The organism is Streptomyces sp. NBC_01283, from assembly GCF_041435335.1.
GTDB lineage: Bacteria > Actinomycetota > Actinomycetes > Streptomycetales > Streptomycetaceae > Streptomyces.
On sequence record NZ_CP108430.1, the window covers coordinates 4,723,877 to 4,745,600 of the forward strand.

20 protein-coding genes are annotated in these 21,724 nt (G+C 69.7%); 6 read left to right on the forward strand and 14 right to left on the reverse strand.

All coding sequences use genetic code 11. The features are described from left to right. Nucleotides 1–73: 73 nt before the first annotated feature. From OG302_RS21510 to OG302_RS21525, 4 genes are all read right to left on the reverse strand, one after another. Nucleotides 74–997: a MerR family transcriptional regulator gene (locus OG302_RS21510; protein WP_371750187.1), complete on the reverse strand. Its 924-nt coding sequence runs from the start codon at nucleotides 995–997 to the stop codon at nucleotides 74–76. Nucleotides 998–1,086: 89 nt separating this feature from the next. Next, on the reverse strand, nucleotides 1,087–2,019 hold the full coding sequence (locus OG302_RS21515; RefSeq protein ID WP_371528261.1) for a metal-dependent hydrolase: 933 nt from the start codon (nucleotides 2,017–2,019) through the stop codon (nucleotides 1,087–1,089). Then, nucleotides 2,016–3,797 (reverse strand): SDR family oxidoreductase, encoded by a 1,782-nt coding sequence (locus OG302_RS21520; protein ID WP_371528262.1) that lies wholly within the window; start codon nucleotides 3,795–3,797, stop codon nucleotides 2,016–2,018. Before OG302_RS21520 ends, OG302_RS21515 begins: the two co-directional genes overlap by 4 nt. Then, nucleotides 3,794–4,645 carry a M24 family metallopeptidase gene (locus tag OG302_RS21525; RefSeq protein WP_361828838.1) on the reverse strand — a complete coding sequence of 284 codons (852 nt, stop codon included), beginning with the start codon at nucleotides 4,643–4,645 and terminating at the stop codon, nucleotides 3,794–3,796. Before OG302_RS21525 ends, OG302_RS21520 begins: the two co-directional genes overlap by 4 nt. 253 nt (nucleotides 4,646–4,898) lie before the next feature. On the opposite strand from OG302_RS21525, the gene OG302_RS21530 reads away from it, so the two are divergent. From OG302_RS21530 to OG302_RS21545, 4 genes are read left to right on the forward strand one after another with little or no spacing between them, the layout of a single operon-like run. Next, complete coding sequence (locus tag OG302_RS21530; RefSeq protein ID WP_371750188.1) at nucleotides 4,899–5,906, forward strand: ABC transporter ATP-binding protein; 1,008 nt, start codon at nucleotides 4,899–4,901, stop codon at nucleotides 5,904–5,906. Continuing rightward, complete coding sequence (locus OG302_RS21535) at nucleotides 5,896–6,801, forward strand: ABC transporter permease (RefSeq protein WP_371528263.1); 906 nt, start codon at nucleotides 5,896–5,898, stop codon at nucleotides 6,799–6,801. Before OG302_RS21530 ends, OG302_RS21535 begins: the two co-directional genes overlap by 11 nt. Continuing rightward, nucleotides 6,798–7,709 (forward strand): ABC transporter ATP-binding protein, encoded by a 912-nt coding sequence (locus OG302_RS21540; protein WP_371528264.1) that lies wholly within the window; start codon nucleotides 6,798–6,800, stop codon nucleotides 7,707–7,709. Before OG302_RS21535 ends, OG302_RS21540 begins: the two co-directional genes overlap by 4 nt. A gap of 11 nt (nucleotides 7,710–7,720) precedes the next feature. After that, the gene (locus tag OG302_RS21545) at nucleotides 7,721–8,440 is read left to right on the forward strand and encodes an ABC transporter permease (protein WP_371528265.1); all 720 of its coding nucleotides are present in this window, start codon (nucleotides 7,721–7,723) and stop codon (nucleotides 8,438–8,440) included. Between the two features lie 324 nt (nucleotides 8,441–8,764). Here OG302_RS21545 and OG302_RS21550 read toward each other — a convergent pair whose 3' ends face one another. The 9 genes from OG302_RS21550 to OG302_RS21590 form a co-directional block, all read right to left on the reverse strand. Further along, nucleotides 8,765–9,589 carry an HAD family hydrolase gene (locus tag OG302_RS21550; RefSeq protein WP_371528266.1) on the reverse strand — a complete coding sequence of 275 codons (825 nt, stop codon included), beginning with the start codon at nucleotides 9,587–9,589 and terminating at the stop codon, nucleotides 8,765–8,767. After that, nucleotides 9,586–10,875: a serine--tRNA ligase gene (serS, locus tag OG302_RS21555; protein ID WP_371528267.1), complete on the reverse strand. Its 1,290-nt coding sequence runs from the start codon at nucleotides 10,873–10,875 to the stop codon at nucleotides 9,586–9,588. The genes OG302_RS21550 and serS overlap by 4 nt, the downstream gene beginning before the upstream one ends. A gap of 706 nt (nucleotides 10,876–11,581) precedes the next feature. Further along, nucleotides 11,582–12,517: a prephenate dehydratase gene (pheA, locus tag OG302_RS21560; protein ID WP_371528268.1), complete on the reverse strand. Its 936-nt coding sequence runs from the start codon at nucleotides 12,515–12,517 to the stop codon at nucleotides 11,582–11,584. A 125-nt stretch (nucleotides 12,518–12,642) separates the two neighbouring features. Then, nucleotides 12,643–13,875 (reverse strand): iron uptake transporter deferrochelatase/peroxidase subunit, encoded by a 1,233-nt coding sequence (gene efeB / locus OG302_RS21565; protein WP_371528269.1) that lies wholly within the window; start codon nucleotides 13,873–13,875, stop codon nucleotides 12,643–12,645. Between the two features lie 11 nt (nucleotides 13,876–13,886). Further along, the gene (locus tag OG302_RS21570) at nucleotides 13,887–15,854 is read right to left on the reverse strand and encodes a copper resistance CopC/CopD family protein (RefSeq protein WP_371528270.1); all 1,968 of its coding nucleotides are present in this window, start codon (nucleotides 15,852–15,854) and stop codon (nucleotides 13,887–13,889) included. A 14-nt stretch (nucleotides 15,855–15,868) separates the two neighbouring features. Beyond that, nucleotides 15,869–16,348: a copper chaperone PCu(A)C gene (locus tag OG302_RS21575; protein ID WP_371528271.1), complete on the reverse strand. Its 480-nt coding sequence runs from the start codon at nucleotides 16,346–16,348 to the stop codon at nucleotides 15,869–15,871. Beyond that, complete coding sequence (locus OG302_RS21580) at nucleotides 16,345–16,995, reverse strand: SCO family protein (protein WP_371528272.1); 651 nt, start codon at nucleotides 16,993–16,995, stop codon at nucleotides 16,345–16,347. Before OG302_RS21580 ends, OG302_RS21575 begins: the two co-directional genes overlap by 4 nt. A gap of 79 nt (nucleotides 16,996–17,074) precedes the next feature. Beyond that, a complete protein-coding gene (locus OG302_RS21585; RefSeq protein ID WP_371750189.1) occupies nucleotides 17,075–17,806 on the reverse strand; it encodes a YcnI family protein in 732 nt (243 codons plus the stop codon). Between the two features lie 190 nt (nucleotides 17,807–17,996). Next, complete coding sequence (locus tag OG302_RS21590; protein ID WP_371528273.1) at nucleotides 17,997–18,833, reverse strand: hypothetical protein; 837 nt, start codon at nucleotides 18,831–18,833, stop codon at nucleotides 17,997–17,999. A 280-nt stretch (nucleotides 18,834–19,113) separates the two neighbouring features. Between OG302_RS21590 and OG302_RS21595 the strand changes: the two genes are divergently transcribed. Beyond that, nucleotides 19,114–19,560 carry an ATP-binding protein gene (locus OG302_RS21595; protein ID WP_361828815.1) on the forward strand — a complete coding sequence of 149 codons (447 nt, stop codon included), beginning with the start codon at nucleotides 19,114–19,116 and terminating at the stop codon, nucleotides 19,558–19,560. 64 nt (nucleotides 19,561–19,624) lie between these two features. On the opposite strand, the gene OG302_RS21600 is transcribed toward OG302_RS21595, so the two are convergent. Beyond that, complete coding sequence (locus OG302_RS21600; protein WP_371528274.1) at nucleotides 19,625–21,061, reverse strand: PLP-dependent aminotransferase family protein; 1,437 nt, start codon at nucleotides 21,059–21,061, stop codon at nucleotides 19,625–19,627. 41 nt (nucleotides 21,062–21,102) lie between these two features. On the opposite strand from OG302_RS21600, the gene OG302_RS21605 reads away from it, so the two are divergent. Continuing rightward, entirely contained in the window at nucleotides 21,103–21,642 is a 540-nt protein-coding gene (locus tag OG302_RS21605) for a carboxymuconolactone decarboxylase family protein (protein WP_371528275.1), read from the forward strand. Nucleotides 21,643–21,724: the final 82 nt, after the last annotated feature.

The following is a 21,724-nucleotide window of genomic DNA, read 5'->3' on the forward strand; positions in this document are numbered from 1 at the left end:
ACAGGTTTGATCCACAGCCAAGTCCAGTTATCCACAGGGGAATTGGCGATTCTGTGGACAACACCCAAACAATTTAGGCCTTTTGGTCAACAGATCCACTATTGAGGTGACTTGCCGCAAGCGTGTCCAATGTCCTGGCCTGTACCTCGCGTTCAGTGGCCGCTGCGATGAAGGCGGCGGCGCTCTCCCGCCCAACGAGCCCTTCCACGGCCTGCATTGTGGACGCCGGCAGGGCCACGGGAAGCGGCTCGCTCGTACGCTGGGCAGGCTGCCCCGAGGCGAGGTGGTGCTGGAGGTGGCGGGTGGCGAACAGGCGCATGGCCCGTGCCAGTTCGGCGTCCACTGACTGCTGGGCGAGCGGCCTCAGGCGCCGGACGAGAGCCGCCGCCTCGGCCGCGTCCGCCTCGCTCGGCGGGTGGTGGTCGAGATAGCGCGCAAAGACATGCTCGGTCGTGAACTCCAGGAAACGGGCGGCTATGTGCTCCACCTGTCCCCTCAACTCCCGTAGATGTCCTGAGATAGCGGACAGCGGAACCCCTGCGGCGTGCAACTCCACCGCCACCGCCAGCTCTTGAGGGCTCGGCACCAGGAATTCGTCGTCCCGCCCCGGCATGGGCTCCAGCACACCGAGGGCGATCGCGTCGGCCACCGCGGCCTCGTCCGGCTCGCCCCCGAACGCCGCGTCCAGCTCCGCCCGGGTCATCCGGTCGGCCTTCTCGTCCGTCCACGGACCGCCGACCTCGGCGGCGAGTCCCAGGACTCCGCCGAGCCCCCGGCCCGCGTCCCAGGCCTCCAGCAGCTCCTTGATGGAGGCCAGGGTGTAGCCCCTGTCCAGCAGATCGGCGATCTGCCTCAGCCGGGCCAGGTGCGCGTCGACGTACACATTGGCCCGGCCGCGCCGCTCGGGCCGGGGGAGCAGGCCACGGTCCTGGTAGGCGCGGATCGTGCGGACCGTGGCGCCGCTGTGGTGCGCCAGATCCTCGATCCGGTACTCCACGGGCCTGTGCTCGGCGGCGTGCTGATCCACCGGCCCCTGCCCGGCGCCCGACTGCTCGTCCACGCTCCCCGCCTCCGTAAACCCTCGTGCTAGGCGATGGCCGCTCGGCCGACCGCAGCGGCCGCGGCCCGCGCCGCGGGTGACACCGCCAGATATTCGACGGCCTTGCGCAACGAGCCTTCCTGCGAGGGATGGTACGACCGCCGCAGGTAGCGGGGTATGGCCGCGCCGAGCTCCCGCCATGTGGGCAGCAGGCCCTTCCTGACGGCCCGGTTGTGCTCGGCCAGTGAGTAGCGGAGGCGGCCCGCGAGCTGGGGATCCCTGCGCATCAGATAGGCGGTGCCCCAGACCCACAGGTACAGCATCACGGGCGCGGTGACCGTCATGCCCGCGATGCGGCGGGCATAGCGGGGCAGGCCCTCGCCGCCGCAGTGCTGATACATGTCGAAGGCGACCGAGCGGTGCTCGACCTCCTCCGCGCCGTGCCAGCGCAGCAGATCGAGCATGACCTCGTCGGCGTCCGCCTGGTCCAGGCCCTCGGCGTGCAGGACCCAGTTCCCCAGGACCGCCGTGAACTGCTCGATCGCCGCGACGACCGCGAGGCGGAAACGCAGCCACTCCTGCGTCGGTATCGGGGCACCCAACGGCGGGTTCTCGCCGAGGAGTTTCTCGAAGAGCAGGTCGACGTACTTGGTGAACGCGGCGGTGTCGAGCCGCTGCGCCGCCAGGTGATCGAGCACATGCGCGTGCTGCACGCTGTGCGTGGCCTCCTGGCCCATGAACCCCTTGACGTCCTTGAGGAGCACCGGATCGGTGACCAGGGGCAGACCTTCCTTGAAGACCTTCACGAACCACCGCTCCCCCGCGGGGAGGAGCAGATGCAGCACGTTGATCACGTGGGTGGCGGTGGGCTCGTCCGGTATCCAGTGCAGCGGCGTCCGTTCCCAGTCGAACGAGACCCGGCGCGGAACGATCGTGTAGTGCTCCTCGGTGTTCGTCTCGGTGCTTTTCTCCGTGCTCACAGCGGCGGCTCCAATCGGGCTATCGCACGCAGGGCCTTGGGCGTGAAGCGGGACATGAGGTGGGCGCCACGGGCCTCCGGAGTGACCGGGACCACGGCCTGGTTCTTGACGACCGCGCGCAGGATCGCGTTGGCGACCTTCTCCGGCGGGTAGTTCCGCAGGCCGTACAGGCGCGAGGTCTTCTTCTGGCGGCGCTTCTCCTCCTCGGCGTCGACGCCGGCGAAGCGAGTGGTCGCCGTGATGTTCGTGTTCACGAAGCCCGGGCATATCGCCGAGACCCCGATGCCCTGGCCCGCAAGCTCCGCGCGCAGGCACTCGCTGAGCATCAGGACCGCCGCCTTGGAGGTGCTGTAGGCGGGCAGGGCCTTGGACGGCTGATACGCCGCCGCGGAAGCGGTGTTGACGATATGGCCGCCCTGGCCGCGCTCGGCCATCTGCTTGCCGAAGAGCCGGCAGCCGTGGATCACGCCCCACAGATTGACGTCGAGGACCTTCTTCCAGTCCTCGGGACTCGTGTCGAGGAAGGATCCGCTGATTCCTATCCCCGCGTTGTTCACCAGGACATCGACGATGCCGTAATCCCTGGCGACTTTCTCGGCGAGCTTCTCCATGGCCTGCTCGTCGGTGACGTCGACCGTCTCGCCCCAGGCCTCGGGGGCCCCGATCAGACGGGACATCTCCGCCGTGCGCGCCGCGCTCTCCGCGTCCCGGTCGACGGCCACGACGCGCGCGCCCGACTCGGCGAACGCGAAGGCGGTGGCCCGGCCGATGCCGCTGCCCGCGCCCGTGACCAGGACCAACTGGCCGCCGAAGCGATCGGCGTGCTTTCCCGTGGCCGCACTGGCGTTGACAGGCACGCCGTCCTCGTTCCTGGTGACGAAGTCCGTGATCCACGCCGACAGCTGGTCGGGCCGGGTGCGGGGCACCCAGTGCTTGGCAGGGATGCTGCGGCGCACCAACTCGGGTGCCCACAGTTCCAGTTCGTCGTAGAGCCGCTCCGAAAGGAAGATGTCGCCGGACGGCGTGATGAGCTGCACGGGGGCGTGGGCGTAGGCGTCGGCGCGGGGCCTGCGCATCCGAGCGCGGACGTTGTCGCGATAGAGCCACGCTCCGTGCGCGGCATCCGACGGCAGCGACGACGTCGGGTAGTCGCCCGACGGAACCTTCTCCACGCGCTCGAGGATCTTCGGCCACCGCTTTCCGAGCGGTCCGCGCCAGGCGAGCTCGGGGAGCACCGGGGTGTGCAGCATGTACACGTACCAGGACTTGGCGCCCTGGCCGAGGAGCTGCCCGACCTTGCGGGGAGTGGGCCGGGTCATCCGCTTCTTGATCCAGTGCCCGAAGTGGTCGAGCGAGGGCCCCGACATCGAGGTGAAGGACGCGATGCGCCCTTGGGTGCGCTTGACCGTCACGAACTCCCAGGCCTGCACCGAACCCCAGTCGTGGCCGACCAGATGCACCGGCTTGTCCGGGCTGACCGCGTCCGCGACGGCCACGAAGTCATCTGTCAGCTTCTCCAGCGTGAAGCCGCCGCGCAGCGGCTGCGGAGCCGTCGACCTGCCATGGCCTCGCACGTCGTAGAGCACGACGTGGAAGCGGTCGGCGAGGCGCTCGGCGACCTCCGACCAGACCTCCTTGGAGTCCGGATAGCCGTGGACGAGCAGCACCGTGGGCTGCGTCGGGTCGCCCAGCTCGGCGACGCACAGCTCCACCCCGCCCGTACGCACCCAGCGCTCGCGGGCGCCCTTGATCCCCTTGCTGATTCCTCCCGTGGTCATGCGGCGGCCCTCTCTTCAGCCCAGCGCCGCACATGCGGCAGATCGTCATCCAGCCAGAACGCGCTCTGCTCGGGGTCCTTGGAGTCGGTGACGACCAGGATCTCCTCGAACTTCGCGCCCGTACCCCTGAATCCGAGGTGCGGTTCGACCGCCCAGAGCCCCTTCTGGGGCGGGTGGTCGGAGAATTTGTACGGCGACCAGAGCGGCGACCAGCCGTCCCGATGGCCATGGATCGCGTCGCTCGCAAGCCCCTTCAGGGACTGGGTGCCGAAGCCGAAGACGTTCGGCGACAGCCGGCGCTCCTTGACCCGGTCGACCTTGTGCGCGATGACTCCGAAGGGATACGCGCGATGGCGGTTCGCATAGCCCTGGCGGACCATGAGCCGCTCCACGTCCTCATAGATCTCACGCAGCGGGCGGCGCTCACGCACCTCGCGCAGGAGCAGCTCGCGGTGCGCCTCCAGGTCGGCGAGCAGCTTGTCGTGCACGGGATTGAGGCCGAGGCAGCCCGAGTAGCCGATGTCCGCCGTGTATCCCTTGTAGACCGGGGCCATGTCGAGGATGAAGGGCATCCCCGGCTCAAGGCGGCGGTTGGTGGGGAAGAACTGCAGCGGTATCCGGAAGTTCACGAACGCCGTGCGGTCCCCGAACCAGGCGAAGGGCAGGTGGAACCAGTCCCGCACACCCCGCTCACGCAGCCACTCACGCTGCATCCGCGCCGCCTCGCGCTCGGTCACACCCGGCTTGAGCTGCGCCGCGACCGCCTCCGCGCATTCATACGCGAGGGTCTGCACTTCCCTGAACCCCCGCAGTTCCGCGGAGAGTTCACCTGCCACTGCTGAGGTCATGCCACCGTCCGTCCGTGTCCGGTCCATCGCAGTACGCGTCCGTAACTTGACACTGATGAATGTGACAATGCTCAGCGGCTACGTCAATAGCTGAGCCCGAGCCGGTCCTGACTCCGGGGAAAGCTGCGGGGTATCCCCCAGGGGGCGACCTCAGGACGACCCCTACGGGCCCGTAATACCCGAGAGTGAGGCGAGGACAGCACCCTGGTCTGACGCCTGATGTGGTCTGCGCCACTACCTTCGAAATGTGACTGTGATCGCGACCGAAAGCCTGAGCAAGCGGTTCCCGAGGGTGACCGCGCTTGACCGGCTCTCCATGGACATCGGGACCGGTGTGACCGGACTCGTCGGAGCCAATGGAGCCGGCAAGTCCACACTGATCAAGATCCTGCTGGGTCTGTCCCCCGCCACGGAGGGCACCGCCGCTGTGCTCGGCCTCGACGTCGCCACCAGTGGCGGCCAGATCCGTGAGCGTGTCGGCTATATGCCCGAGCACGACTGCCTGCCGCCCGACGTCTCGGCCACCGAGTTCGTCGTCCACATGGCGCGCATGTCGGGACTGCCGCCCACGGCGGCCCGCGAGCGCACCGCGGACACCCTGCGGCACGTGGGTCTGTACGAGGAGCGCTACCGACCCATCGGGGGCTACTCGACCGGCATGAAGCAGCGCGTGAAGCTCGCGCAGGCCCTCGTCCACGACCCCGACCTGGTCTTCCTGGACGAACCGACCAACGGCCTCGACCCCGTGGGCCGCGACGAGATGCTCGGCCTCATCCGCCGCATCCACACGGACTTCGGCATCTCCGTCCTGGTCACCTCGCACCTGCTCGGCGAGCTGGAGCGCACCTGCGACCACGTCGTCGTCATCGACGGCGGCAAGCTCCTGCGGTCCAGCTCCACCACAGACTTCACCCAGACCACCACGACGCTGGCCGTCGAGGTGACGGACACCGACGAACACCCCGACGGCACCAAGGCGTTCCAGGAGGCCTTGCGGGGCCGAGGGGGCACCACCCACGAGGGAAGCGGCCTGCCCGGTGCCGGGCACACCGTGCTGCTCGAGGCGGCCGGCGAGGAGACGTACGACCTGGTCCGTGATCTCGTCGCGGAGCTCGGCCTCGGCCTGGTCCGGATGGAACAGCGCAGGCACCACATCGCAGAGGTCTTCCAGTCCGAACAGACCGCACGGCCCGAGCCGTCCGGACAGCCTCAGCAGTCCGGCAAGGAAGAGCGGAAGGAGGCGGTCCGTCATGGCGGTTGAGCAGCCCCCGGCACACGCCGGCGAACAGACCCAGATCCACAACATCGGCTATCGCAACTACGACGGCCCGCGCCTGGGCCGCGCCTATGCCCGCCGCTCCCTCTTCTCACAGAGCCTGCGCGGTGCCTACGGACTCGGCCGCTCGGCCAAGTCCAAGGTCCTCCCCATGATCCTCTTCGCGGTGATGTGCGTACCCGCCGCGATCATGGTGGCCGTCGCCGTGACCACCAAGGCGAACGAACTCCCCCTCGACTACACCCGCTACGCGATCGTTCTGCAGGCCGTCATCAGTCTCTATCTCGCCGCCCAGGCGCCCCAGACGGTCTCGCGCGACCTGCGCTTCAAGACCGTCCCCCTCTACTTCTCCCGCCCCATCGAGCACAGCGACTACGTGCGCGCCAAGTTCGCGGCGATGGCATCGGCGCTCTTCGTCCTCACGGCCGCACCGCTGCTCGTCCTCTACGTAGGGGCGCTGCTCGCCAAGCTCGACTTCGCGGACCAGACCAAGGGCTTCGCCCAGGGGCTCGTGTCCGTGGCGCTGCTCTCGCTCCTCTTCTCCGGCATCGCGCTCATCGTCTCGGCGATCACACCCCGCCGCGGCTTCGGGATCGCCGCGGTCATCGCCGTGCTGACCATCAGCTACGGAGCGGTGTCCACGGTCCAGGCCATCGCCTACGAACAGGGCAGCACCGACGCCATCGCCTGGCTCGGCCTCTTCTCGCCGATCACGCTCATCGACGGCGTACAGACCGCCTTCCTCGGCGCGACCTCCGCCTTCCCCGGAGGGGAAGGCCCCTCGTCCGGCACGGGCGTGGTCTACGTGATCGTCGTCCTCGCCCTCATCGCGGGCTGCTACGGCGCACTGATGCGCCGCTACCGAAAGGTCGGGCTGTGAGCACCCTCAACATCGACCACACCAGCCGCTGGTTCGGCAACGTGGTGGCGGTCAACGACATCACGATGAACGTGGGTCCGGGCGTCACCGGCCTCCTCGGCCCGAACGGCGCGGGCAAGTCCACCCTCATCAACATGATGGGCGGCTTCCTCGCCCCCTCCACCGGCAGCGTCACCCTCGACGCCAAGCCGATCTGGCGCAACGAACAGATCTACAAGGACATCGGCATCGTCCCCGAGCGCGAGGCGATGTACGACTTCCTCACCGGACTCGAATTCGTCGTCGCCAACGCCGAACTGCACGGCCTGGACAAGCGGGCCGCGCACAAGGCCCTCGCCACGGTCGAGATGGAGTACGCGCAGGACCGCAAGATCTCGACGTACAGCAAGGGCATGCGCCAGCGCGTGAAGATGGCGTCCGCCCTCGTCCACGAGCCGTCCGTGCTCCTGCTGGACGAGCCGTTCAACGGCATGGACCCCCGTCAGCGCATGCAGCTGATGGACCTGCTGCGGCGCATGGGCGACGAGGGCCGCACGGTCCTGTTCTCCTCGCACATCCTCGAAGAGGTCGAGCAACTCGCCTCGCACATCGAGGTGATCGTGGCAGGCCGGCACGCGGCGAGCGGTGACTTCCGCAAGATCCGGCGCCTGATGACCGACCGCCCGCACCGCTACCTCGTGCGTTCCAGCGACGACCGCGCCCTGGCCGCCGCCCTGATCGCAGACCCGTCGACGGCAGGAATCGAAGTCGACCTCAAGGAAGGCGCCCTGCGCATCCAAGCCATCGACTTCGGGCGCTTCACCGCCCTGTTGCCACGCATCGCCCGCGATCACGACATCCGGCTCCTCACGGTCTCGCCCTCGGACGAGTCCCTCGAGTCGGTCTTCTCCTATCTCGTCGCGGCCTGAAGGGAGCCATCGTGTACGACCCCACTGTCGCCCGGCTCACCTACCGGGCCCTGCTCGGCCGCCGCCGGGCTCTGATCCTCATGGCCCTGCCCGTCCTGCTGATCGTCATCTCCGCGGCGGTCCGGGGATTCAGCGGCGCCGACGACCAGGTCGCCTCCGACCTTCTCGGCGGCTTCGCGCTCGCCACGATGGTGCCGATCATCGGTGTCATCGCGGGCACCGGAGCCATCGGCCCGGAGATCGACGACGGCTCCGTCGTCTATCTCCTCTCCAAGCCGTTCAAGCGGCCCACGATCATCCTCACCAAGCTCACCGTCGCCATCGCCGTGACCATGGCCTTCTCCGCGGTCCCGACGTTCATCGCGGGCATGATCCTGAACGGCAACGGCCAGCAGATCGCCATCGCCTACACGATCGCCGCCCTGGTCGCCTCCATCGCGTACGCCGCGCTCTTCCTGCTCCTGGGCACCATCACCCGGCACGCGGTGGTCTTCGGGCTCGTCTACGCCCTTGTATGGGAGGCGCTGTTCGGGACCCTGGTCCCCGGGGCTCGCACGCTCAGCGTCCAGCAGTGGTCGCTCGCCGTCGCCCAGAAGACCGCAGGCGGCGACCTGGTCACCTCGGACGTCGGACTGCCGGTCGCCACGGTGCTCCTCATCGGCGTCACGGTCCTCGCCACCTGGTACGCGGGGCAGAAGCTCCGGTCGCTGACGCTGGCCGGGGAGGAGTAATCAATTCGGTGGCGGACATATCGGGGCGCGGGCACAGTAGTGGGTGTCACCGAGTTGGTGTCACCGCGCCACGACCCTGGCGCCCGTTTACCGGGAGAGGAGCCGACGTGTCCCGCACCAGTCCGTCGAGCTCCCGGCAGGGCAGCCCGCGGCAGGCCTCGGAGTAGTTACTCACTCCGTCGAGCCGGCCCACGGGATGGCCCGGGGCGGCCGCTTCGAGCGCGCACTTCACTGCGCGGGCCGCCCACCCGACATCGCACTGAGCCGGGCACCGCATGTCGGTGCCCGGCTCAGTGCGTGCGGGGCGTGACGCCCACACAAAGGTCAGCCGAGGAGCTTCTCCAGGACGACCGCGATGCCGTCGTCCTCGTTCGACGCAGTCACCTCGTCGGCGACCGTCTTGAGCTCCTCATGGGCGTTGGCCATCGCCACGCCGTGCGCCGCCCAGCCGAACATCGGGATGTCGTTGGGCATGTCGCCGAAGGCGATCGTGTCGGCGGCCTTCGCGCCCAGGCGGCGGGCCGCGAGGGACAGACCGGTCGCCTTGGAGAGGCCGAGGGGGAGCAGCTCGACGATGCCCTCGCCGGCCATCGTCACGCCGACCAGACCGCCCGCCACCTCACGCGCCACCGCGGCGAGCGCGTCGTCGCTCAGGCCAGGATGCTGGACGTACACCTTGTTCAGCGGAGCCGCCCACAGCTCGGCGACATCGGTGAACGGGACGGCGGGCAGCGGGCCGTCCTGGACCACGTACCCAGGTCCCACGATCACCTCGCCGTCGAGGCCGTCACGGCTCGCGGCCAGCGCCAGCGGGCCGATCTCCGCCTCCATCTTGGCGAGGGCGATACCGGCCAGCTGCCGGTCGAGCGTGACCGACGTGAGCAGCCGGTGCTCGCCCGCGTGGTAGACCTGCGCGCCCTGCCCGCACACCGCGAGGCCGTCATAGCCCAGGTCGTCGAGGATGTGCCGGGTCCAGGGCACGGCACGACCGGTGACGATGATGTGCGCGGCGCCCGCCGCGGTCGCCGCGGTGAGCGCGTCGCGTGTACGCGCCGAGACCGTGTCGTCGGAGCGCAGCAACGTTCCGTCGAGATCGGTCGCGACGAGCTTGTACGGGAAGGACGGGGTGACGGGAGCAGGGTGGCTCACTTGTTGATGGGCTCCAGGATCTCTCGTCCCCCGAGGTACGGACGCAGGACCTCGGGCACCCATACGGATCCGTCGGCCTGCTGGTGGTTCTCCAGGAGGGCGACGATCGTGCGCGGGACGGCGCAGAGCGTGCCGTTCAGCGTCGCGAGCGGCTGCGTCACCTTCTTGCCGTCGCTCTCCTCGCGCATCCGGATCGACAGACGGCGGGACTGGAAGGTGTTGCAGTTCGACGCGGACGTCAGCTCGCGGTACTTGCCCTGCGTCGGGATCCACGCCTCGCAGTCGAACTTCCGCGAGGCCGAGGAGCCCAGGTCACCCGTGGCCACGTCGATCACCTGGAACGGCAGACCGAGGCCGGTCAGCCACTGCTTCTCCCACTCCAGGAGCCGCTGGTGCTCGTTCTCCGCGTCCGCCGGGTCGACGTACGAGAACATCTCGACCTTGTCGAACTGGTGCACGCGGAAGATGCCGCGGGTGTCCTTGCCGTACGTGCCGGCCTCGCGGCGGAAGCACGGCGAGAAGCCCGCGTACCGCAGGGGCAGCTTGTCGGCGTCGATGATCTCGTCCATGTGGTAACCGGCGAGCGCGACCTCGGAGGTGCCGACCAGGTAGTAGTCGTCCTTCTCCAGGTGGTAGACGTTCTCGGCGGCCTGGCCGAGGAAGCCCGTGCCCTCCATGGCGCGCGGGCGGACCAGGGCGGGCGTCAGCATCGGGATGAACCCGGCCTCCGTCGCCTGCGCGATCGCCGCGTTCACCAGGGCCAGTTCGAGCAGGGCGCCGACACCGGTCAGGTAGTAGAAGCGCGAGCCCGAGACCTTCGCGCCGCGCTCGACGTCGATGGCGCCGAGCATCTCGCCGAGCTCCAGGTGGTCCTTGGGCTCGAAGCCTTCGGCCGCGAAGTCGCGCGGAGTGCCGATGGTGTCGAGGACGACGAAGTCCTCCTCGCCGCCGACCGGGACGTCCGGGTGCACGAGGTTGCCCAGCTGGCCAAGGAGGCGCTTGGTCTCCTCGTCGGCCTCGTCCTGGGCGGCGTTGGCCGCCTTGACGGCGGCGGAGAGCTCGCCGGCCTTCTTCAGGAGCTCGGCCTTCTCGTCACCGGAGGCCTTGGGGATGAGCTTGCCGAGCGCCTTCTGCTCGGAACGGAGCTCGTCGAAGCGGAGCCCGGACGACCTGCGCCGCTCGTCGGCGGAGAGCAGGGCGTCGACAAGCGCGACGTCCTCTCCACGGGCGCGCTGGGAGGCGCGAACACGGTCGGGGTCCTCACGGAGCAGGCGAAGGTCAATCACCCCACCAGGCTACCGTCGAGCGGTTCCGGCTCTCGACTCGATATTCCACTCCGAAGCGTTATGACCGATTTGCCGGAATGGGAATTCCCGAAAGGAACCCGCCGGTAACTCGACGAAAAATCGACAGAAATGAGCCATCGGCCGATCACCGGTCGGCCGCCGCGCAGCCGTCGAGGGGTTGCCGCACCCCGCTCCGGACCCTCGCGTTCCGGGTCAATGAAAAGGGTGCCATTCCCCGAAATGGGGCAGAGCGGGCCCGCCCCCTTGACCCGATCCCCTTGTGTGGGCCCGGACTTGGGGGCGTGGTTGTCCACAGGAATATCCCCTGTCGAAAAGTTATCCACAGGCTGTGCGAAAGATCTGTGGATGCCGGAAGGGATCGTTCCGAAAGCCGCATGCGCGACGAAGGATTCCCGTCCCAAACCACCCTCACACCCACTTTCGAGTGGAAATGGTTCGCTCCAAAGAGTTGATCAATGGAAAAGGGTGGACGAGGGGTGACGTGCGGGACTGTGGACGGACTTGTGGGGTGTAGGCCGATTTGTCGACCATGTCGTGCTTCGTTGTCGACTTGTCCCCAGGTCGAGAACAGGCCCTGTGGATAACTTTGTGGATAACGTAAATCAGCAGGTAAGACCGCTCGCTGGACTCATCGGTCCGCTCGGACCCGGCAGTACAGACCGCTTAGCCCTGACTGTCAGACCGCTTAGAACCGGCCGTCCTGGCACTGGGTCAGCCAGTCCGACGCCGCAAGGAACTCGCCGTCGGTCGTCCCGGGCCGCGGCGCCCGCAGGTCGGCGGGCGACACGCCCGCACGCGGGTACGAGCCGAGGAAGCGCACCTGAGGGCAGATCCGCTTGAGGCCCATCAGGGCCTCGCCCACGCGGCGGTCACTGATGTGGCCCTCGGCGTCCACGGAGAAGCAGTAGTTGCCGATGCGCTGGCCGGTGGGCCGCGATTCGATCCGCATCAGGTTGACCCCGCGCACGGCGAACTCCTGGAGCAGTTCGAGCAGGGCGCCGGGGTGGTCGTCGCCGAGCCAGATGACCACCGAGGTCTTGTCCGCGCCGGTCGGCGCCGCGGGGCGGGCCGGGCGGCCGACCAGGACGAAGCGGGTCTCGGCCGTCGCCGCGTCGTGGATCTCGCTGACCAGCGGTTCCAGGCTGTACGTCGCCGCCGCGAACTCACCCGCGAAGGCCGCGTCGAAGCGTCCCTCCTGGACCAGGCGCGCGCCGTCCGCGTTCGAGGCCGCCGACTCCCACAGGGCGTCCGGCAGGTTCGCGGCGAGCCAGTTGCGGACCTGGGGCTGGGCCACGGGGTGGCCGGTCACCGTCTTGATGTCCTTGAGCTGCGTGCCGGGTCGCACGAGCAGCGCGAAGGCGATCGGCAGGACGACCTCGCGGTAGATCATCAGGGGCTCGCCCTTGGCGAGTTCGTCGACGGTGGTGGTGACGCCGCCCTCGACGGAGTTCTCGATCGGCACCAGGGCCGCCGCCGCGTCGCCGCCGCGGACCGCGTCCAGAGCGGCCGGCACGGACACCATCGGGACGAGCTCCCTGGTGGCCGCCTCCGGGAGCGTGCGGAGGGCGGCCTCGGTGAAGGTGCCCTCGGGGCCGAGATAGGTGTAGCGCATCGCCGACATACCGTCACCCTAATGGGCTGTACGTGGCACGGCTCACGCGTCTCACGGAGCGGCGCCCGCCCCACGTACCCATACTCGAACCCTCGTACGGGAGGTCGGAGGAACCCTCTACGGGAAGGCAGAAGCTACGCCTCCAGCAACCGCTGCCCCACGTACTCGCCCTTCGCGGCCCCGCCCGGCACCGCGAAGAGCCCGCTCGCCTCGTGCCGGATGAACTCCGAGAGCGCGTCACCGCGGTCGAGCTTGCGCTGTACCGGCACGAAGCCGCGGAGCGGGTCCGCCTGCCAGCACACGAAGAGCAGGCCCGCGTCCGGCTCGCCGCCCTTGTCGAAGCCGTCGTGGTACGAGAACGGGCGGCGCAGCATCGCGGAGCCGCCGTTCTGGTCGGGCCGGGTGATGCGGGAGTGGGCGTTGAGGGCGATGACGTACTTGCCGTCCGCGCCAGCCTTCTCCAGCTTCGGTTCGGTGGTCTCCGTGCCACCGGTCAGCGGTGAGCCGTCCGACTTGTGGCGTCCGATGACCGCCTCCTGGTCCCTCACCGCGAGCTTCTCCCAGTCGTCCAGGAGCATCCGGATACGGCGTACGACGGCATACGAGCCGCCGGCCATCCACGACGGGTCACCCTCGGCGGGCACATAGATCCGCCGGTCGAAGTCGTCCTCCGACGGCTTCGGGTTGTTCGTGCCGTCGATCTGGCCCATCAGATTGCGCGTCGTCATGGGGTGCGCGGTCGCGCCGGGCGAGCGGTTGAAGCCGTTCATCTGCCAGCGCACCCGTGCCGCGTCGCCCGCCTCCTTCTGGAGCGCGCGCAGCGCGTGAAAGGCGACGAGCGGGTCGTTCGCGCCGATCTGCACCCACAGATCGCCGTCGCTGCGCGCCTTGTCGAGGTGGTCGGACGAGAAGTCCGGCAGCGGGTCGAGTGCCGACGGGCGCTGCTTCTCCAGGCCGGTGCGCCCGAAGAAGCTGTGACCGAAGCCGAAGGTGACGGTCAACGACGACGGGCCCGCGTCCCGGGCGACATCCGTGTCCTCGCCCGCCGCGGCCTTGCCCGCCATCAGCCGTTCGGCCGTCGCCGACCAGCGGCGCAGCAGGGCCGCCGCACCTTTGCGGCCCGTGCCCGCCGACAGGTCGAAGGCGATCAGATGGCCGCGGGACTGGACGGGCGTGGTGATGCCGGGCTGATGTTTCCCGTGAAACATGACCGTGTCCGCGCCAAGGGACGCCAGCGACGCCGCCTTCTCGGGGGTGTCCGAGGGCGCCGCGGCATACCCGGCCGCACCGCCCGCCGCGCCGAGCGCGAGACCGGTGGCACCCGCGGTGCCGAGCAGCCGCCGCCTCGAAATCCCGTTGTCCGCCATGGTGGTTCCGTTCAGCCGATCTGCACGTTCTTGTTCACGGTCACTTGGTCGATGTCGGAGGTGCGCACCGTCAGCGCGACCTTCCAGTTGCCCGCCATCGGAATCTGCACCCCGCTCGCGCTCCAGTGTCCGGTGGCGATGTGGTCGGGGGCGACGGGCAGTGGCCCGACGTCCTTCGACTTGAGGGTGAACGAGACCTTCACCTCGGGGATGTCGAAGGCGCTGCCGTTCGGGCGCTTCACGAAGATGTGCATCTCGTTGCTGCCGGTGCGGCCCGGGTCCAGGTCGAGCTGCACGGTGCCCTTGCCGTCGTCGGAGCCCGTGTCGAAGGGGATCTTGAGGGTGAGCGGGCCGGACCGCTGTGCGGCGGCGGCCGTCTTCGAAGCCGCCGCTTCCTCCTCCGTGCGGCCGGGCTCGGTGGAGGTGAGGATCGTGGTGACGGCGAGCAGGACGACGGCGACACCCGCCTCGGCGAGCACGGAGCGCCGCAGGCCGGACCGGTTCGGGTCGGCGTCGCGGATCCGCTTCTCGCGGGCGGTGCTCATGGCGGCCTGCTGACGGGCGAGCTGGGCGGAGCGCTTGGAGTCCGTTCCGGCGCCTCCGGCGGGCACCGTGACCGGCTTCTTCTCGACGCGCTTGGCCCCCGCGTGCTTCTCCGCACGCTTCTCGACGACGGCCGCCGCGGCGGCCTCCGGCGCCATGTCGCCCGCCTGGCCCGCGATCCGTCCCGTCCAGCGCCGGGAGATCCAGGCGATGCCGACGAGGACGGCCACCAGGCCGACCTTGACCAGGAGCAGCTGTCCGTACCGCGTACCGGTGAGCGCCGACCACGAGCCGACCTGCCGCCACGACTGGTAGAGCCCGGTCGCTGCCAGGGCGACGACGCTGCAGAACGCCACGCGTGAGAAGCGCCGTACCGCCCCGGCCTCCATCGACGGCCCGAAGTAGAGGGCGACGACGAGCGCCGCGAGCCCGCCGAGCCAGGCGGCGACCGCGAGCAGGTGCACGACGTCCACGGGCATCGCGAGACCGGCCTGGATGCCGGTCGACGCGTGCTCGGCCATGGCCCAGGTCGCGCCGAGCCCGACGGCGACGACGCCTCCGCCCACCGCGAGCCCGAAGGTGAGGTCCTTGCGCTCCTTGGGGTCGGTCCGCTTCTCGTACGCGCCGAAGAGCACCGCGACGAAGAGCGCGGCGGCGGCGAGCAGCAGCAGCCGTGAGACCAGCGCGGCTCCCGTCTTCGTCTGGAGCACGTCGCCGAGCTTGGCCATGTCGAAGGCGTCGGCGATCTTGCCCGACCCGGTGTAGGGCGCGCGGAGCAGCAGCATCACGAGGGTGGACGCGGTGAGCGTGACCCAGCCGGACACCACGAGACGCTGCACGGGGCGTACGCCGGCGCCACGCGGCCAGCAGCCGAGGACGAAGGCGGCCCCTCCGACGACGAGGATGAAACCGGCGTACGAGAGGTAGCGGGCGAAGCCGTAGAGCCCGCCGACGAATCCGCCGCCCACTTCCTGGTCCGGCAGCGCGACCTTCGTGTCGGAGGGCGCGCCCACGGAGAAGGTGTACGCCCCGGAGATGGGGTGGCTGTCGGCGGAGACGACCTGGTAGGCGACGGTGAAGGTGCCGTCGGGCAGCCCCTTGTGCAGCGGCACGCCGTACGTGTTGGAGCCGAGGTCGGTGGTCTTGCCGGTGTCGACGCGCTTGCCGGCCGGGTCGAGCACCCGTACGGAGCCGTCGGACATGGCGACCTTCTCGGAGAAGGTCAGCGATACGCGGGCGGGCGCCGTGTCGACCACCGCCCCCTGCTTGGGGTCGCTGCCCGTCAGCGCGGCATGGGCGGAAGCGGGTGCCGCCGTGGCCAGCAGGGCGCCGAGGAAGACGGCGACGACGAGCAGGAGCCGTCCGGCGCCGGGGGTTATCCCGAAGCGGGCGGCGGCCCCGGAGCGAGCTCCACAGCGGGGAGCGATGGTCTGCATCAGCGATCAGTCCCTCAGTGCGACGCGTGCTTGCCGGGCTTGGGGTTGTACGTGGCGGCCTTCACCGGAACCTCAATCTTGATCGGGTCCGACTTCTCGAAGTGCAGCGTCACGGCGACCTTGTCGCCCTGCTTCGGCTTGTGCTTGAGCTCCTCGAACATGAGGTGGTTGCCGCCCCGCGCGAAGTCGAGCTCGCCGTTCGCGGGTACGTCGAACGACTTCTGCTCCTTCATCGCGTTGCCCTTGGTGCTGTGCAGCGTGACCCTCTGGGCGAGGGAGCTGGTCACCGAGGTGAGCTTGTCGGCGCTGCCCTTGTTCGTGACGGTGAAGAACCCGGAGGCCATGGAATCCATGGCCGGCTCGGGCATGAAGGCGCCGACGACCTTGAGTTCGGGCTTGTCCGATGCCTTGTCGGCGGACGCCTCCGAGCAGCCGGCGAGGGCGAGCCCCGCCGTCAGTGCCAGGGCGCCGCCGGTGAGAATGCGGCGGTTCACGGAGTCGCTCCCTTGACGATCTTGGGGAGGTCCTTGGTGTAGTCGTCCACGGTGGTGTCCTCGCCGTAGAGGACGTATCCGGCGTCGGTCTTCGGCGAGAACGCGATGACCTGCGTGCCGTGCATCGAGACGACCTTGCCCTTCTCCTTCTTGGAGGGCTCGATGCTGATGCCGAGGGTGCGGGCGCTGCCCTGGATGGTGTCGAAGTCACCGGTCAGACCGATGAAGTCGGTGTCCTGGGACTTGAGCCACTTGCCGAGGGCCTCGGGGGTGTCCCGCTTGGGGTCGGTGGTCACGAAGACGACCTGGAGCTTGTCCTGTTCGGCCTTGGGCAGCTGCTTCTTGGCGACGGCGATGTTGCTCATCGTCAGGGGGCAGACGTCCGGGCAGTTGGTGTAGCCGAAGTAGATGAGCGTCGGCTTGCCCTTGGTCTCGGCGCGCAGGTCGTACTTCTTGCCGTGCGTGTCCGTGAGGACGAGGTCCGGCTTCTCGAAGGGCTTGTCGAGGATGGTCGCGGCCTTGTCGCCGTTGGACTCGACGGAGACGTCCGCGACGGGCTTCTTGCCGTCGTCACCGCCGCCGCAGGCGGACAGGGTGAGGGTGGCCGCGGCCAGCATGGCGGCGGCGAGCAGCTTCTTCTTGCGCATACGAAAATGTCCCAGATGTGAGGGGGCCCGGGCGCATCGGGGGCGGTCGAAACGCCCCCGATGCGGCCCGAAGGGTGGCTCAGCTGTTGGCGCGCCGACGACCGGCGAGCACGCCGAACGCCACACCGGCGGCGCCGACGACGATGCCGACGATGCCGAGGACGCGGGCGGTGGAGTCGCTGCTGTCGGAGGAGGCGGCGGACTCGCTCTTGTCGTCCGACTTGGCGTCTTCCTTGGCGTCGTCGTGCGACGCGGCGGCGCCGTGGCCGTCCTCGGACGCGGCGGTCAGGGCGAGAGCGGGCGCCGGGTGCTCCGGCTCCTCCTGGCCCTTCTGCTGCGGCTCGATCCAGCGGACGACGTCCTTGTTGTCGTAAGTCTGGACGGCCTTGAAGACGAGCTCGTCGGCGTCCTCGGGCAGCGCGCCGATGGAGAGCGGGAACTTCTGGAAGGTGCCCGGCCGGACACCCTTGCCGTCGGCGGTCCAGGTGACCTTGGAGACGGCCTCGTCGATCTTCTCGCCGTGCATCTCGAGCGGCTTGTCGAGCTTCGTCTTGGTGACCTTCGCGGTCCAGCCGGGGACGTCCTGCGTCATGACGGAGGCGAGCGGGTGGTCCTTGGGGAAGGAGACCTCGAGCTTGTTGGTCGAGGCGTCGTCCATCTCGTTCGGCACCTTGAAGTTGACCGTGGCGTAGCCGCCCTTGGCGGCCTGGCCCTCGGCCGTGACGCTGACGTGCGCGAAGGCGGGGACGGAGAGGAGCAGGACGGCGGAGGCGGCGACGCCACCGACGACGGAGACGCGGGAGGCCTTCACGGTGGACAGCGCAGACAGAACAGACATGGCGGAACACTCCACTTTCAGCGGTGGTGGTCAGCGGTGCCGACGAGATCGGCGGCGGTGACCGGGGAGAGTGCGCGCGGCGACGAACCGGGCGGGCACGCGCGCGTGGATGCCGCCGGGCGCGAGGCACCTCTCCGTAGTGCTGCGGTAGGAGTGCGTCGCGTCAGGCAGCGAGTGCGAGTGCGGCGGTGGCCGGCGGCCCTCGCCTGATCACCGTGTGCTGGAGCGCGGAGGTGTGCGGCTTCGGTGGTCCGAAGAAGGCCGTACGGGGCGCGCGGAGATCCGCGTCGGGCGCCCCGGGAAGTCCGGCGCGGAGGGCGCACACAAAGGCGAGCGCGCCGCGCAGGGAACGGACGAGAGCCCCCTCGGCGACTCCATACGCCCCGTGCGCCGAGAGCCGCACGAGTCGGAGCAGCGCGATGTCGCCGCGGCGCAGCAGCCATCCGGCGGCCACTGCGGCGAGTACGTGCCCCAGGAGCATGGGAAGCGACGGGAGCAGCGACATGGAGCCCATCGCCGTGTCCATCGCCGAGTCCGCCGCCGTGGTGGCCGGGGAGCTGTGGTGCAGGGCGTGGCCGGTGGCCCCGCCGCCCGGCTCCACGCCCGCCGTGGTCAGGATCCGGTGGGCCTGGGCGGGGCTGATGCTGGCGGCGCCGGCCCCGCACACGATGCGCGCGGCCCGCTCCGCCAGGGAGGGGTCGGTGGCCGCCACCGCCGTGCTGCCGTGCTGCCCGACTCCGAAGAGCGCGTGCAGGCCCACCTGCCCGGCAGCGAGCAGGGCGGCGATGCCCGGCAGCGAGCGCTCACGCCCGGCGAGCGGTGCCGCGAGGGCGAAAACGGCGAGGAATCCGACGCCGAGCGTCCACAGCGGGACGGCGGCGCAGGAAGCGAGCACATGGCCCCCGGCGGACAGCACGACGCAGAGCACGGCGAACACCGCGGCTCTCAGCAGCCGGAGGTCTGCTCCGGTGCGCGCTTCGTGTGGGTGGGGGGCAGTCATGGCCGGAACATCATTGCACTGGGCTTACCCACCTCATACGGCAGGTCCGCAAGCTCCCATGGATGCCGATGAGTGCCGATGAGTGCCGATCGATGGCCGTCGGCCACGAATGGGCGCCTTTGGGCGAGGCCCGAAAGTGGCTCGTGAGAGGCGTGTCTACACCGTCCCGAGCCCTCCGCGCGTCCGCCGTATGGGCGGCATCACTTCAACTACGCGCTTACACACGGGCGCTTGCGGCAATACGTATCGGTATGTCGAGCCGCGGCCAGGAGGCTGGAGCATGAGCATGTGGTGGTCTCTCCATTTGCGGCGCGAAGCTGCGAGCGTCCCGCTGGCCCGCCGCTTGCTGATGGGCACGATGGAGACCGCGGGGGTGGATCCCGACGTCTCGTACGACCTGTCGGTGGCGCTCAGCGAGGCCTGTGCCAACGCGGTGGAGCACGGGGGCGCGGCGGTTCCTCCCGAGGGGGCGGCGGGGGCCTATCGGGTGACGGCGTACCTGGACGGCGAGAAGTGCCATATCGAAGTGGCCGACTCCGGCCCGGGATTCGTCCCCGTCGCGCAGCCCGCATCCGACAGTGCCGAACACGGACGCGGGCTGTACCTCATCCAGGAGCTCGCTGATCACGTCCACTTCGGCAACGAGCCGGGGGGCAGGGGCGGCGCGGTGATCAGCTTCGACAAGATCCTCAAGTGGCGCGAGGACGCACCGCTCGTCACGGCCTGAGGCCCCTTCCAACGCTGTAGGAGCCCCATCTGGTCTCCCGGGTCTGCCGGGCCCCTTTCCCCGCTCAGCCGGGCGGCAGAGCCCTGCACAAGGCCTCCAGCGCCGCTCCGTAGGCATGCTCCGGCGGCGTGGAGTAGCCGACGACCAGGCCGTCGGGCGCGGGCATCGTGGCCTCCGGGTGGCGGAATCCGGCGAGTCCCTCCAGCGCGAGGCCCTGCCAGGCAGCCGCCTTGGCCGTGGACTGTTCGGTGCCGGGCGGCAGCCGCAGGACGGCGTGCAGGCCGGCGGCGACACCGGTCGGGCTGATGTGCGGGGCGTGCGTGGCGAGGGCGGAGACGAGCTGGTCACGGCGGTTGCGGTAGCGCTGACGCATGCGGCGGATGTGCCGGTCGTAGTGGCCCGACTCGATCAGATCGGCGAGCGTGAGCTGGTCGATGACACTGGCCCACGCCTCGCGTTCGCCCTTCGCCGCGAGCACTCCGTCGATGAGGTGTTCGGGCAGAACAAGCCACCCGAGGCGCACTCCCGGGGAGAGGCTCTTGCTGACCGAGCCCATGTAGACCACGCGTTCGGGGTCCAGGCCCTGTACGGCACCCACCGGCTCCCGGTCGTAGCGGAACTCACCGTCGTAGTCGTCCTCCAGGACGAGGCCGTCGCGGGCGCGCGCCCAGTCGATCACCGCCGCGCGCCGCGTCGGGTGCAGCGGGCCGCCAGTAGGGAACTGGTGTGCAGGCGTGAGCAGTACACCCCGGACTCGCTGACTCTCGGTCAACTCCTCGATGCGGGCTCCCTTTTCGTCGAGGCCGAGCGGGGCCGTCCGTACGCCCGCGGTCGCGAGGATCGACCGATGGAAGCCGAGGCCGTACGACTCCACGGCCAGCGGCCCGCGCAGCATTCCGCCGCCCCCGGTCCCGAACAGCAGCCGCAAGGCGTGCGCGAAGCCGGAGCAGACCACGATCCGCTCCGGGTCGGTGCGCACTCCGCGGGCGCGCCCCAGGTATCCGGCGAGCGCCCGGCGCAGCTCGACGCGCCCCTGCGGGTCACCTGGTCCGAAGGCCTCGTTCGGCGCGGAGTTGAGGGCACGCCGGGCCGCGGCGAGCCAGGCGGTGCGCGGGAAGGAGGCGGCGTCCGGCTGGCCCTGGCGCAGGTCGTACGCGGGCGGGGCGGGTGCCGCGGGCCGGGTGGATGCCCGCTTGGGGACACGGGTGCGCGCGGGTGGCGCAGCCCGCTCGGCCACCCGGGTGCCGGAACCCTGCCGCGCGGTCAGCCAGCCCTCGGCGACCAGCTCGGCGTAGGCGTCGGCGACGGTGTTGCGGGCGATGCCCAGATCGGCGGCGAGGGAGCGGTAGGGCGGAAGCCGCGTCCCCGGAGCGAGCCGCCCCTCACGCACGGCGTCCCGCAGCGCCCGGATGAGGACGGCGCGGCGGCCACCCGCCCCGGAGAGCTCCAGGTGCAGGTCACTCCCGATGCGCTCGGCCAAATTGACCCATGATTCCGACATGGAAATGCACCCTATCGAAGGTCTATCCCACCCGTAGATTCATGGTCATGACGAACAACGAGAACGCCACGCAGACCACCGCCCAGACCGCCGCACAGACCCTCACCCCCACCCCCACCCCCACCCCCACCCCGACTCCCCGCCTCAACTTCGCCAAGGCCGCCCCCAAGGCCTTCAAGGCCGTGATCGGACTCGACGCCGCCGCCCGTGACGGCCTCGACCCGGCCCTGGTCGAGCTGATCCAGATCCGCGCCTCGCTGCTCAACGGCTGCGCGTACTGCCTCCACATGCACACCTCCGACGCGCGCAAGGCAGGCGAGGACGAGGCGCGGCTGCACATGGTCGGCGTATGGCGCGAGGCCAGGAACTTCTTCACGGAGAAGGAGCAGGCGGCCCTCGACCTGACCGAGGCCGTCACGCTCGTCCACCGGGGCGGCATCCCGGACGACGTCTACGCCCGTGCGGCGGCGCACTTCGACGAGACGGAGCTGGGCCACGTCCTGGCCCTGATCTTCACCATCAACACCTGGAACCGCATAGCCCTGAGCACCGCCAAGGTGGCGGGCGAGGACGAGCGCTAGGCCCGGGGAGACGGCCGCATGGCCCCGGAAACGCGAAACCGGGCCCCTTCTTAAAGAAGGGGCCCGGTCCGGCAGATCGCGG

Coding starts and splice junctions, on each gene's coding strand:
- OG302_RS21520 (WP_371528262.1), bottom strand. CDS start 3,797: ATGACCACGGGAGGAATCAGCAAGGGGATCAAGGGCGCCCGCGAGCGC.
- OG302_RS21525 (WP_361828838.1), bottom strand. CDS start 4,645: ATGACCTCAGCAGTGGCAGGTGAACTCTCCGCGGAACTGCGGGGGTTC.
- OG302_RS21535 (WP_371528263.1), top strand. CDS start 5,896: ATGGCGGTTGAGCAGCCCCCGGCACACGCCGGCGAACAGACCCAGATC.
- pheA (WP_371528268.1), bottom strand. CDS start 12,517: ATGTCGGCGATGCGCTACACCTATCTCGGCCCCGAGGGCACCTTCACC.
- efeB (WP_371528269.1), bottom strand. CDS start 13,875: ATGGCGGACAACGGGATTTCGAGGCGGCGGCTGCTCGGCACCGCGGGT.
- OG302_RS21570 (WP_371528270.1), bottom strand. CDS start 15,854: ATGCAGACCATCGCTCCCCGCTGTGGAGCTCGCTCCGGGGCCGCCGCC.
- OG302_RS21580 (WP_371528272.1), bottom strand. CDS start 16,995: ATGCGCAAGAAGAAGCTGCTCGCCGCCGCCATGCTGGCCGCGGCCACC.
- OG302_RS21590 (WP_371528273.1), bottom strand. CDS start 18,833: ATGACTGCCCCCCACCCACACGAAGCGCGCACCGGAGCAGACCTCCGG.
- OG302_RS21595 (WP_361828815.1), top strand. CDS start 19,114: ATGAGCATGTGGTGGTCTCTCCATTTGCGGCGCGAAGCTGCGAGCGTC.
- OG302_RS21600 (WP_371528274.1), bottom strand. CDS start 21,061: ATGTCGGAATCATGGGTCAATTTGGCCGAGCGCATCGGGAGTGACCTG.
- OG302_RS21605 (WP_371528275.1), top strand. CDS start 21,103: ATGGTCATGACGAACAACGAGAACGCCACGCAGACCACCGCCCAGACC.